Source organism: Pseudomonas khorasanensis (assembly GCF_014268505.2).
Lineage (GTDB): Bacteria > Pseudomonadota > Gammaproteobacteria > Pseudomonadales > Pseudomonadaceae > Aquipseudomonas > Aquipseudomonas khorasanensis.
This window is the reverse complement of the sequence record NZ_JABWQP020000005.1, coordinates 305,001-316,713: the sequence shown is the minus strand read 5'-3', so window position 1 is coordinate 316,713 and position 11,713 is coordinate 305,001. Positions and strand designations below refer to the sequence as shown.

Below are 11,713 nucleotides of genomic sequence, written 5' to 3'. Positions count from 1 at the left end.
GAGAAATGTGTCCGCTTGATTTCTATGCAACGGCCCGGGGCATAGCTATCATTCGGGCCTCATTGTGAGGCGAAACCTGCATGTTGACGTTGTTGAACCTTCTGAAGGATGGGCGATTCCACTCCGGGCAGGACCTGGGTGCGGCCCTGGGAATAAGCCGAAGTGCTGTATGGAAACAGCTGCAGCATCTTGAAGCTGAGCTTGGCCTGTCGATCCATAAAGTTCGCGGTCGGGGATACCAGTTATCTACGCCTTTGACCCTGCTTGATTCTCAGGAAATAGCCAGAAAGGCACCTCAATGGCCTGTGACTGTCTTCGATTCTATTGATTCGACAAATGCCGAGGCTTTGCGATCCATCGGTGATGGGGTAAGCGCGCCGTTTTTGGTGCTGGCTGAGCGACAGGTCGCGGGGCGTGGCCGTCGAGGTCGGAAATGGGTGAGCCCGTTTGCGGAGAATCTTTACTACAGTCTCGTCCTTCGTATTGGTGGTGGGATGCGTCAGCTTGAAGGGCTGAGCCTTGTTGTAGGCCTGGCCGTAATGCAGGCTTTGCGAAGTTCGGGTGTGCCGAGTGCGGGCTTGAAGTGGCCCAACGATGTTTTGGTGGGAAACAAAAAGATCGCCGGCATCTTGCTCGAGCTCGTCGGAGATCCAGCGGATGTCTGTCATGTTGTGCTGGGTATCGGGATCAACGTGAATATGCAGATTGCTGAAGAGGTCGATCAGCAATGGACTTCTATTAGGCTGGAGTCCGGTAAAGCCTGTGATCGCAATGCTCTGGTGGTTGAGTTGAGTAATCAACTTGGCGCGTACATTCATAAGCACCAGGCTAGTGGCTTCGCAAGTCTCCAGGCGGAATGGGCGGAAAATCACCTGTGGCAGGGGCGCTCTGTTTCGTTGATTGCAGGCAGCAGCCATATAGCTGGAATTGTGCTCGGCATTGATAATCAAGGCGGGTTGCGCTTGAGTGTTGACGGTGTTGAGAAAGTGTTTAGTGGCGGAGAGCTCAGTCTGAGGTTGCGTAATGATTCTTGAGCTTGACTGCGGCAACAGCTTTATAAAATGGCGCGTGCTGGATGCCTTGGCAAGCGCTGTGGTCTCGGAAGGGGTTGTAGATTCCAATCACGCCCTGATCGAAAGGTTGCGAATCATAACACCGCTCTCATTAGGCAACTGCCGTTTGGTGAGTGTCAGGACGACTGAGGAAACCGGCGCACTAATTGAGCTTATTGAGCGCGAGTTCGGTATTGCTGTCGTAGGTGCGAAACCTGCCCGCGAAATGTCCGGCGTTCGAAACGGCTATGAAGACTACGAGCGGCTTGGACTCGATCGCTGGTTGGCGATGCTCGGTGGCTTTCACTTGGCTGGCGGTAGTTCTTGCCTGATTCTCGATTTCGGTACTGCGGTCACCGCTGATTTTGTTGCGGCGGGCGGGGAGCATCTCGGAGGGTTTATTTGTCCTGGTATGCCTTTGATGCGAAATCAGTTGCGCACCCATACCCGTAAAATTCGCTACGGAGATGAGGCGGCAGAGCGTGCGCTTTCCGCTCATGTGCCCGGAAGGACTACCGTTGAGGCTGTAGAGCGAGGCTGCTCTTTCATGTTGAGAGGGTTCGTACTTACTCAAGTGGAACTCGCTCGCGCTTATTGGGGAGACGACTTCACCGTTTTCATTACTGGGGGGGATGCCGAGTTGGTGAGGGGTGTCGCGCCTGAGGCCAGGGTTGTGCCTGACTTGGTTTTTGTCGGCTTGGCCATGGCGTGTCCTTTGTCTTGAGGTTCATATGCGTTGGTTGTTCCTGTTACTCATTGTTCTCAACGTTTTTTACTATGTCTGGCATCAGCAGGAAGCACCCTTGCGTGCCAAAGATGTAACGCCTCTAAGCCTGTATCGCGGTTCGCAGCAGGATATTCGTCTGTTGAGCGAGACCGCCGGCGACAGGCGTAGAGGAGAGGGTGCGCCGCGTCAGGAATGCCTGTTCCTTGGTGGGTTTACTGATGAGGATTCAATTGCGAGGCTTCGGCAGCGTCTGTTGTCGATGAGGGTCGCTGTGCAATCCGCGCCTAAAGATGCTGCGGGAAGCGGTTACTGGTTGGCAGTTGCACCCGAGGGACAGCGTTTGTTGGGCGATCAACAGTTGCAAAACCTTTCGAAGGAATTCAACGAGTTAAAACGTAAAATAATGCTGTGCGAAGGGGTTGCACCTGCTGAATAGTTTGCATAGAATGGCGCCCGCTCCACAGCGAAGCCCCTAACCGGATTTCAAAGTGAAGCGTGTCAACGCAGCTAACCTCAGGTTTTTAAATGAGAAAATGCTTGACAGGGGTTTGGCATGATATAGAATGCCGGCCTGATTAGGAGGGGTTCCCGAGCGGCCAAAGGGATCAGACTGTAAATCTGACGTCTACGACTTCGAAGGTTCGAATCCTTCTCCCTCCACCAGATTTAAGCGTGAGCTGCAGGCTCCGCGGGTATAGTTTAGTGGTAGAACCTCAGCCTTCCAAGCTGATGATGCGGGTTCGATTCCCGCTACCCGCTCCAAGTTTGCAGGTTGTGCAAAGGGTTTTGCTCTTGTAGCTCAGTTGGTAGAGCACACCCTTGGTAAGGGTGAGGTCAGCGGTTCAAATCCGCTCAAGAGCTCCATATAACGAGGCAGATATGAAAATATCTGCCTTTGTTTTAATGGTTGATATTGTTTGTCTAATTCTTCTGTTTGAGGGTGATATCGATGGCTAAGGAAAAATTTGATCGTTCCCTGCCCCACGTCAACGTAGGGACCATTGGTCACGTTGACCACGGTAAAACCACTCTGACTGCTGCTCTGACTCGCGTTTGCTCCGAAGTATTCGGTTCGGCAATCGTTGACTTCGACAAGATCGACAGCGCGCCAGAAGAAAAAGCTCGTGGTATCACCATCAACACCGCGCACGTTGAATACAACTCGCTGATCCGTCACTACGCTCACGTTGACTGCCCAGGTCACGCTGACTATGTGAAGAACATGATCACCGGTGCTGCCCAGATGGACGGCGCAATCCTGGTTTGCTCGGCCGCTGATGGTCCGATGCCACAAACCCGTGAGCACATCCTGCTGTCCCGTCAGGTAGGCGTTCCGTACATCGTGGTTTACCTGAACAAGGCTGACCTGGTAGACGACGCTGAGCTGCTGGAACTGGTTGAGATGGAAGTGCGCGATCTGCTGAGCACTTACGACTTCCCAGGTGACGACACTCCGATCATCATCGGTTCTGCTCGTATGGCTCTGGAAGGCAAAGACGATAACGAAATGGGCACCACGTCCGTTCGTAAACTGGTTGAGACTCTGGACAGCTACATCCCGGATCCAGTCCGTGTTATCGACAAGCCGTTCCTGATGCCAATCGAAGACGTATTCTCGATCTCCGGTCGCGGTACTGTTGTAACCGGTCGTATCGAGCGCGGTATCGTCAAGGTTCAGGATCCACTGGAAATCGTTGGTCTGCGTGACACCACCGTCACCACCTGCACCGGTGTTGAAATGTTCCGTAAGCTGCTCGACGAAGGTCGTGCTGGCGAGAACTGCGGCGTTCTGCTGCGTGGTACCAAGCGTGACGACGTTGAGCGTGGCCAGGTTCTGGTCAAGCCAGGTTCGGTCAAGCCGCACACCAAGTTCGAAGCTGAAGTGTACGTTCTGAGCAAAGAAGAAGGCGGTCGTCACACTCCGTTCTTCAAAGGCTACCGTCCACAGTTCTACTTCCGTACTACTGACGTGACTGGTAACTGCGAACTGCCGGAAGGCGTTGAGATGGTAATGCCGGGCGACAACATCAAAATGGTTGTTACCCTGATCAAAACCATCGCAATGGAAGATGGTCTGCGTTTCGCTATTCGCGAAGGTGGTCGTACCGTTGGTGCTGGCGTCGTAGCTAAAATCATCGAATAAGCGGTTGTAATGTATTTTTCGGGCCGGCATAATGGTCGGCCTGATTTTGTTTTAGGTCAGTAGCTCAATTGGCAGAGCGACGGTCTCCAAAACCGTAGGTTGGGGGTTCGATTCCCTCCTGACCTGCCAGATTCACTTGGTGTGTCTGGCTTTCTTTTCACAGGATCTTCATAGATGACTCCTAAGGCTGAAGCACAAAGCTCTCGCTTCGATCTGCTCAAGTGGCTTGTAGTAGTTGCTTTGGTGGTGGTTGGCGTTGTTGGCAATCAGTATTACGCTGCATCGCCGATCCTGTACCGTGTACTCGCTTTGCTCGCCATTGCTGCTGTAGCTGCCTTTGTAGGCCTGCAAACAGCGAAGGGCAAGTCTTTCTTTGTACTGGTTAAGGAAGCTCGCACCGAGATTCGTAAAGTCGTGTGGCCAACTCGCCAAGAAACCACGCAGACCACCCTTATTGTGGTGGCTGTTGTTCTGGTTATGGCGTTGCTGTTGTGGGGGCTTGATTCCCTGCTCGGCTGGCTTGTTTCCTTGATTGTCGGCTAAGGGTGTCCCGTGGCTAAGCGTTGGTACGTTGTGCATGCTTACTCGGGTTACGAGAAGCATGTCATGCGCTCGCTCGTTGAGCGAGTAAAGCTGGCTGGCATGGAAGATGGCTTCGGCGAAATTCTGGTTCCCACTGAAGAAGTGGTTGAAATGCGTAATGGCCAGAAGCGCAAAAGCGAACGCAAGTTCTTTCCAGGCTATGTGCTGGTACAGATGGATATGAACGAGGGTACTTGGCACTTGGTCAAGGATACTCCTCGGGTGATGGGCTTTATCGGTGGTACTGCTGACAAGCCTGCGCCAATCACAGATAAAGAGGCAGAAGCGATTCTGCGTCGTGTTGCTGATGGTAGCGACAAGCCGAAGCCGAAGACTCTCTTCGAGCCAGGCGAAACAGTTCGAGTCAATGACGGCCCATTCGCTGATTTCAACGGGGTTGTTGAAGAAGTTAACTACGAGAAGAGCCGGATCCAGGTGGCAGTGCTCATTTTCGGACGCTCTACTCCGGTGGAGTTGGAGTTCAGTCAGGTCGAAAAGGTCTAACTGGGCAAGCATCCCAACCCCGCAGCCATAGGCTGTGGGGTTTTGTCGTCACTGGGATAAACGCGCAAGTAACCGGGGAGCCTTTCGAGGCGTTCGAACCCGTAATTGGAGTGCCTCATGGCCAAGAAGATTACCGCTTACATCAAGCTGCAAGTGAAGGCCGCTCAGGCTAACCCAAGTCCACCGGTTGGCCCTGCTTTGGGTCAGCACGGCGTGAACATCATGGAATTCTGCAAGGCTTTCAACGCCCGTACCCAGGGTATTGAAGCAGGCCTGCCGACTCCAGTGATCATCACTGTCTACAGCGACCGCAGCTTCACTTTCGAAACCAAATCCACCCCTGCATCGGTTCTGCTGAAGAAGGCGGCCGGTCTGACCAGCGGTTCCGCTCGTCCGAACACCGTTAAGGTTGGCACTGTTACCCGTGCTCAGCTGGAAGAGATCGCGAAAACCAAAAACGCGGATCTGACTGCAGCTGATATGGATGCAGCCGTGCGTACTATCGCCGGTTCTGCTCGTAGCATGGGCCTTAACGTGGAGGGTGTGTAATGGCTAAGCTGACCAAGCGTCAAAAGGCTATCGCCGGCAAAATCGAAGCAGGCAAGGCCTACAACATTGTAGACGCTGCTGCTCTGCTGGCTGAGCTGTCGACTGTCAAGTTCAGCGAGTCGTTCGACGTTGCTGTAAACCTGGGTGTAGACCCGCGTAAATCCGACCAGGTTGTTCGTAGCGCTACTGTGCTGCCACACGGCACTGGCAAGACTGTTCGCGTTGCTGTGTTCACCCAGGGTCCAGCTGCCGAGGCCGCTCTGGCTGCCGGCGCTGACCGTGTAGGTATGGACGATCTGGCTGCCGAAATGAAAGGCGGCGACCTGAACTATGACGTAGTGATCGCATCCCCGGATGCCATGCGCGTTGTAGGTCAGTTGGGTCAGATCCTCGGCCCGCGTGGCCTGATGCCTAACCCGAAGGTCGGCACCGTAACTCCTGACGTGGCTACTGCCGTCAAGAATGCCAAGGCTGGTCAGGTTCGCTATCGCACCGACAAGAACGGCATCATCCACACTTCCGTTGGCAAGATGGGCTTCGATGCCGTCAAGCTGAAGGAAAACGTTGAAGCACTGATCGCTGACCTGAAGCGTATCAAGCCAGCTTCCTCGAAAGGCATCTACGTCAAGCGCGTTACCCTGAGCACCACCATGGGCCCAGGTCTGGTTATCGATCAGAGCTCGCTGGACGCATAAGACAAAAGTTGGCGCGTTTGCGCGCCAATTTGAAAGATTGGGGTCCCTGCCTGGCGGGGGCTATCCAAGACCGTAGGCGGCGCAAGCCTTAAACCAAAAGCCTACGCAGATGGTGCTCCCGGTTCCTTACCGAATCAGACACCAAAACGACATTCGGTTCCGATCGAATGAAACGGTAACAAGCAGGAGTTAAACCCGTGGCAATTAATCTCGAAGACAAGAAGGCCATCGTCGCTGAAGTCAACGAGGCTGCCAAAGTCGCTCTGTCCGCTGTCGTGGTTGATGCACGTGGCGTAACAGTAGGCGCAATGACCGGACTCCGTAAAGAGGCTCGTGAAGCTGGCGTTTACGTACGTGTTGTACGTAATACCCTGCTCAAGCGCGCTGTTGCTGACACTCAATACAGTGTCCTCAACGACGTGTTCACCGGCCCGACCCTGATTGCATTCTCGAACGAACATCCGGGCGCTGCTGCCCGTATCTTCAAAGAGTTTGCCAAGGGTCAGGACAAGTTCGAGATCAAGGCAGCTGCGTTCGAGGGCAAGTTCCTCGCAGCTAATCAGATCGACGTACTGGCAACTCTGCCGACCCGTGACGAAGCAATTTCTCAGCTGATGAGCGTGATTCAAGGCGCTACCAGCAAGTTGGCTCGTACTCTGGCGGCAATTCGCGACCAGAAAGAAGCTGCTGCAGCCTAAGGCTCGTCAGTTTCTCGCGTTTTTTGTTTATTTCGATGGTCGCGTAGGCCGTCCCCCAATTCAGGAATTGAGTCATGTCTCTGACTAACGAACAAATCATCGAAGCAATCGGCCAGAAATCCGTAGTGGAAATCGTTGAGCTGATCAAAGCGATGGAAGAAACCTTCGGCGTTACCGCTGCTGCCGCTTCGGCTGGTCCAGCTGCTGCTGCCGCTGTAGTTGAAGAGCAAACCGAGTTCAACGTTGTTCTGCTGGAAGCTGGCGAGAAGAAGGTTAACGTGATCAAGGCAGTTCGTGAACTGACTGGTCTGGGCCTGAAAGAAGCCAAAGAGAAAGTAGACGGCGCTCCTCAGGTTGTAGCTGAAGGCGTTTCGAAAGAAGCGGCTGAAGACGCCAAGAAGAAGCTGGAAGAAGCAGGCGCTAAAGTCGAGCTGAAGTAAGCATCGACTTTGCTCCTCCAGCCCGAGCGTCAAGCGACAGGCTGATGGCTGGTGGCTCTTGCCACCGGCCTTTTTCCGTTATTGGCAGCCGACTGGGTCGGCGCTGATAACGAGCTGTAACCACCCGATGCGGTGGCGCAAACCATGGGGTTTGCACGATTTTCTGGCTGCTCCCGTCGGGAGGGGCCAAACAAGCAGGTGACCAAGCTGGGGAACGCTGATGGCTTACTCATATACTGAGAAAAAACGTATCCGCAAGGACTTTAGCAAGTTGCCGGACGTCATGGATGTGCCGTACCTCCTGGCCATCCAGCTGGATTCGTATCGTGAATTCTTGCAAGCGGGAGCGACTAAAGATCAGTTCCGCGACGTGGGCCTGCATGCGGCCTTCAAATCCGTTTTCCCGATCATCAGCTACTCCGGCAATGCTGCGCTGGAGTACGTCGGTTATCGCCTGGGCGAACCGGCATTTGATGTCAAAGAATGCGTATTGCGCGGTGTAACTTTCGCCGTACCTTTGCGGGTAAAAGTGCGCCTGATCATTTTCGACAAAGAATCGTCGAACAAAGCGATCAAGGACATCAAAGAGCAAGAAGTCTACATGGGTGAAATTCCCCTGATGACTGAGAACGGTACCTTCGTAATCAACGGTACCGAGCGTGTAATCGTTTCCCAGCTGCACCGTTCCCCGGGCGTGTTCTTCGACCACGACCGCGGCAAGACGCATAGCTCCGGCAAACTGCTGTACTCCGCACGCATCATCCCTTACCGCGGTTCGTGGCTGGACTTCGAGTTCGACCCGAAAGACTGCGTGTTCGTGCGTATCGACCGTCGTCGCAAGCTGCCAGCCTCCGTGCTGCTGCGCGCGCTCGGTTATACCACTGAAGAAGTCTTGGACGCGTTCTACACCACCAACGTATTCCACCTGAGCGGCGAAACCCTCAGCCTGGAACTGATTGCATCGCGTCTGCGTGGTGAAATTGCCGTTCTGGACATCCAGGATGAAAAAGGCAAGGTCATTGTTGAAGCTGGCCGTCGTATTACTGCGCGCCACATCAACCAGATCGAAAAAGCCGGCATCAAGACGCTGGATGTGCCGTTGGACTACGTCCTGGGTCGCACCACCGCCAAGGTCATCGTGCACCCGGCTACCGGCGAAATCCTGGCTGAGTGCAACACCGAACTGAACACTGAAGTTCTGGCAAAAATTGCCAAGTCGGGTGTTGTTCGTATCGAAACGCTGTACACCAACGATATCGACTGCGGTCCGTTCGTCTCCGACACACTGAAGATCGACTCCACCAGCAACCAATTGGAAGCGCTGGTCGAGATCTATCGCATGATGCGTCCAGGCGAGCCGCCAACCAAAGACGCTGCCGAAACCCTGTTCAACAACCTGTTCTTCAGCCCTGAGCGCTATGACCTGTCTGCGGTCGGCCGGATGAAGTTCAACCGTCGTATCGGTCGTACCGAGATCGAAGGTTCGGGCGTGCTGTGCAAGGAAGACATCGTCGCGGTATTGAAGACTCTGGTCGACATCCGTAACGGTAAAGGCATCGTCGATGACATCGACCACCTGGGTAACCGTCGTGTTCGCTGCGTAGGCGAAATGGCCGAGAACCAGTTCCGCGTTGGCCTGGTACGTGTTGAGCGTGCGGTCAAAGAGCGTCTGTCGATGGCCGAAAGCGAAGGCCTGATGCCGCAAGACCTGATCAACGCCAAGCCAGTGGCTGCGGCAGTGAAAGAGTTCTTCGGTTCCAGCCAGCTGTCGCAGTTCATGGACCAGAACAACCCGCTGTCCGAGATCACTCACAAGCGTCGCGTCTCTGCACTCGGCCCTGGTGGTCTGACGCGTGAGCGCGCAGGCTTTGAAGTCCGTGACGTACACCCGACTCACTACGGTCGTGTATGCCCGATTGAAACGCCGGAAGGTCCGAACATTGGTTTGATCAACTCCCTGGCTGCGTACGCCCGCACCAACCAGTACGGCTTCCTGGAAAGCCCGTACCGCGTGGTGAAAGAGGGTGTGGTCACGGACGAGATCGTGTTCCTGTCCGCTATCGAAGAAGCCGATCACGTGATCGCGCAGGCTTCGGCGACCATGAACGACCAGAAAGTCCTGATCGACGAACTGGTGGCAGTGCGTCACCTGAACGAATTCACCGTCAAGGCGCCGGAAGACGTCACCTTGATGGACGTTTCGCCGAAGCAGGTTGTGTCGGTTGCAGCGTCGCTGATTCCGTTCCTCGAGCACGACGACGCCAACCGTGCGTTGATGGGTTCGAACATGCAGCGTCAGGCTGTACCAACCCTGCGCGCTGACAAGCCGCTGGTGGGTACCGGCATGGAACGTAACGTAGCCCGTGACTCCGGCGTTTGCGTCGTGGCTCGTCGTGGCGGCGTGATCGACTCCGTCGATGCCAGTCGTATCGTGGTTCGCGTTGCAGATGATGAAGTTGAAACCGGCGAAGCTGGTGTCGACATCTACAACCTGACCAAGTACACCCGCTCGAACCAGAACACCTGCATCAACCAGCGTCCGCTGGTGCGCAAGGGTGATCGCGTTCAGCGCAGCGACATCATGGCCGACGGCCCGTCCACCGACATGGGTGAACTGGCGCTGGGTCAGAACATGCGCATCGCGTTCATGGCATGGAACGGCTTCAACTTCGAAGACTCCATCTGCCTGTCCGAGCGTGTTGTTCAGGAAGACCGCTTCACCACGATCCACATTCAGGAGCTGACCTGTGTGGCGCGTGACACCAAGCTTGGCCCAGAGGAAATCACTGCGGACATCCCTAACGTGGGTGAAGCTGCGCTGAACAAGCTGGACGAAGCCGGTATCGTTTACGTAGGTGCTGAAGTTGGCGCAGGCGACATCCTGGTCGGTAAGGTCACTCCGAAAGGCGAGACTCAACTGACTCCGGAAGAAAAACTGCTGCGTGCAATCTTCGGTGAAAAAGCCAGCGACGTTAAAGACACCTCCCTGCGCGTGCCAACCGGCACCAAAGGTACTGTCATCGACGTACAGGTCTTCACTCGTGACGGCGTTGAGCGTGATGCCCGTGCACTGTCGATCGAGAAGTCCCAGCTGGACGAGATCCGCAAGGACCTGAACGAAGAGTTCCGTATCGTTGAAGGCGCTACTTTCGAACGTCTGCGTTCCGCTCTGGTAGGCCACAAGGCTGAAGGCGGCGCAGGTCTGAAGAAAGGTCAGGACATCACCGACGAAGTGCTCGACGGTCTTGAGCACGGCCAGTGGTTCAAACTGCGCATGGCTGAAGATGCTCTGAACGAGCAGCTCGAGAAGGCTCAGGCCTATATCGTTGATCGCCGCCGTCTGCTGGACGACAAGTTCGAAGACAAGAAGCGCAAACTGCAGCAGGGCGATGACCTGGCTCCAGGCGTGTTGAAGATCGTCAAGGTTTACCTGGCAATCCGTCGTCGCATCCAGCCGGGCGACAAGATGGCCGGTCGTCACGGTAACAAGGGTGTGGTCTCCGTGATCATGCCGGTTGAAGACATGCCGCACGATGCCAATGGCACCCCGGTCGACGTTGTCCTCAACCCGCTGGGCGTACCTTCGCGTATGAACGTCGGTCAGATCCTTGAAACCCACCTGGGCCTCGCGGCCAAAGGTCTGGGCGAGAAGATCAACCGGATGGTCGAAGAGCAGCGTAAAGTCGCTGAACTGCGTACATTCCTGGACGAGATCTACAACCAGATCGGCGGTCGTAACGAAGACCTGGACAGCTTCTCCGATCAGGAGATCCTGGATCTGGCGAACAACCTGCGTGGCGGCGTTCCAATGGCCACCCCGGTGTTCGACGGCGCCAAGGAAAGCGAAATCAAGGCCATGCTGAAACTGGCAGACCTGCCGGAAAGCGGCCAGATGCAGCTGACCGACGGCCGTACCGGCAACAAGTTCGAGCGTCCAGTTACCGTTGGCTACATGTACATGCTGAAGCTGAACCACTTGGTAGACGACAAGATGCACGCGCGTTCTACCGGTTCGTACAGCCTGGTTACCCAGCAGCCGCTGGGTGGTAAGGCGCAGTTCGGTGGTCAGCGTTTCGGGGAGATGGAGGTCTGGGCACTGGAAGCATACGGTGCTGCTTACACTCTGCAAGAAATGCTCACAGTGAAGTCGGACGATGTGAACGGCCGTACCAAGATGTACAAAAACATCGTGGATGGCGATCACCGTATGGAGCCGGGCATGCCCGAGTCCTTCAACGTGTTGATCAAGGAAATTCGTTCCCTCGGCATCGATATCGATCTGGAAACCGAATAACACGTGACGCGAATCGAGAGCGGGGCAGG

General features: G+C 55.1%; 11 protein-coding genes and 4 tRNA genes. All 15 read left to right on the top strand.

Translation table 11 applies throughout. The features are described from left to right. Positions 1–80 precede the first annotated feature (80 nt). The 15 genes from birA to rpoB all read left to right on the top strand — a co-directional run bounded on the left by birA (position 81) and on the right by rpoB (position 11,684). Positions 81–1,034, top strand: a complete 954-nt coding sequence (birA, locus tag HU727_RS14765) for a bifunctional biotin--[acetyl-CoA-carboxylase] ligase/biotin operon repressor BirA (protein WP_186532282.1) — start codon at positions 81–83, stop codon at positions 1,032–1,034. Next, positions 1,024–1,776 carry a pantothenate kinase gene (locus HU727_RS14760; protein WP_186532283.1) on the top strand — a complete coding sequence of 251 codons (753 nt, stop codon included), beginning with the start codon at positions 1,024–1,026 and terminating at the stop codon, positions 1,774–1,776. The genes birA and HU727_RS14760 overlap by 11 nt, the downstream gene beginning before the upstream one ends. A 7-nt stretch (positions 1,777–1,783) precedes the next feature. Beyond that, complete coding sequence (locus HU727_RS14755) at positions 1,784–2,215, top strand: hypothetical protein (protein ID WP_186532284.1); 432 nt, start codon at positions 1,784–1,786, stop codon at positions 2,213–2,215. Between the two features lie 142 nt (positions 2,216–2,357). Next, positions 2,358–2,442 (top strand) — tRNA-Tyr (locus tag HU727_RS14750). A 25-nt stretch (positions 2,443–2,467) separates the two neighbouring features. Beyond that, a tRNA-Gly gene (locus HU727_RS14745) sits at positions 2,468–2,541 on the top strand. 26 nt (positions 2,542–2,567) lie between these two features. Continuing rightward, positions 2,568–2,643: transfer RNA gene (locus HU727_RS14740), tRNA-Thr, on the top strand. Between the two features lie 85 nt (positions 2,644–2,728). Beyond that, positions 2,729–3,922, top strand: coding sequence for an elongation factor Tu (gene tuf / locus HU727_RS14735; protein WP_003176426.1), 1,194 nt, complete (start codon positions 2,729–2,731; stop codon positions 3,920–3,922). A gap of 53 nt (positions 3,923–3,975) precedes the next feature. Then, a tRNA-Trp gene (locus HU727_RS14730) sits at positions 3,976–4,051 on the top strand. A 45-nt stretch (positions 4,052–4,096) separates the two neighbouring features. Then, the gene (gene secE / locus HU727_RS14725; protein ID WP_186532285.1) at positions 4,097–4,465 is read left to right on the top strand and encodes a preprotein translocase subunit SecE; all 369 of its coding nucleotides are present in this window, start codon (positions 4,097–4,099) and stop codon (positions 4,463–4,465) included. A gap of 9 nt (positions 4,466–4,474) precedes the next feature. Further along, a complete protein-coding gene (nusG, locus tag HU727_RS14720) occupies positions 4,475–5,008 on the top strand; it encodes a transcription termination/antitermination protein NusG (RefSeq protein WP_007916492.1) in 534 nt (177 codons plus the stop codon). 117 nt (positions 5,009–5,125) lie between these two features. Continuing rightward, on the top strand, positions 5,126–5,557 hold the full coding sequence (rplK, locus tag HU727_RS14715; RefSeq protein WP_042561349.1) for a 50S ribosomal protein L11: 432 nt from the start codon (positions 5,126–5,128) through the stop codon (positions 5,555–5,557). After that, positions 5,557–6,252, top strand: coding sequence for a 50S ribosomal protein L1 (gene rplA / locus HU727_RS14710; protein ID WP_007916481.1), 696 nt, complete (start codon positions 5,557–5,559; stop codon positions 6,250–6,252). The genes rplK and rplA overlap by 1 nt, the downstream gene beginning before the upstream one ends. Positions 6,253–6,449: 197 nt before the next feature. Further along, entirely contained in the window at positions 6,450–6,950 is a 501-nt protein-coding gene (gene rplJ / locus HU727_RS14705; protein WP_008081912.1) for a 50S ribosomal protein L10, read from the top strand. A 74-nt stretch (positions 6,951–7,024) separates the two neighbouring features. After that, positions 7,025–7,390 carry a 50S ribosomal protein L7/L12 gene (gene rplL, locus HU727_RS14700; RefSeq protein WP_003228750.1) on the top strand — a complete coding sequence of 122 codons (366 nt, stop codon included), beginning with the start codon at positions 7,025–7,027 and terminating at the stop codon, positions 7,388–7,390. 220 nt (positions 7,391–7,610) lie between these two features. Next, positions 7,611–11,684 (top strand): DNA-directed RNA polymerase subunit beta, encoded by a 4,074-nt coding sequence (gene rpoB / locus HU727_RS14695; protein ID WP_186532286.1) that lies wholly within the window; start codon positions 7,611–7,613, stop codon positions 11,682–11,684. The last annotated feature ends 29 nt before the right edge of the window (positions 11,685–11,713 follow it).

Excerpts from the sequence above, each read along its gene's own strand:
- birA (WP_186532282.1), top strand. The coding sequence starts at position 81 with ATGTTGACGTTGTTGAACCTTCTGAAGGATGGGCGATTCCACTCCGGG.
- HU727_RS14760 (WP_186532283.1), top strand. The coding sequence starts at position 1,024 with ATGATTCTTGAGCTTGACTGCGGCAACAGCTTTATAAAATGGCGCGTG.
- HU727_RS14755 (WP_186532284.1), top strand. The coding sequence starts at position 1,784 with ATGCGTTGGTTGTTCCTGTTACTCATTGTTCTCAACGTTTTTTACTAT.
- tuf (WP_003176426.1), top strand. The coding sequence starts at position 2,729 with ATGGCTAAGGAAAAATTTGATCGTTCCCTGCCCCACGTCAACGTAGGG.
- secE (WP_186532285.1), top strand. The coding sequence starts at position 4,097 with ATGACTCCTAAGGCTGAAGCACAAAGCTCTCGCTTCGATCTGCTCAAG.
- rplK (WP_042561349.1), top strand. The coding sequence starts at position 5,126 with ATGGCCAAGAAGATTACCGCTTACATCAAGCTGCAAGTGAAGGCCGCT.
- rplA (WP_007916481.1), top strand. The coding sequence starts at position 5,557 with ATGGCTAAGCTGACCAAGCGTCAAAAGGCTATCGCCGGCAAAATCGAA.
- rplL (WP_003228750.1), top strand. The coding sequence starts at position 7,025 with ATGTCTCTGACTAACGAACAAATCATCGAAGCAATCGGCCAGAAATCC.
- rpoB (WP_186532286.1), top strand. The coding sequence starts at position 7,611 with ATGGCTTACTCATATACTGAGAAAAAACGTATCCGCAAGGACTTTAGC.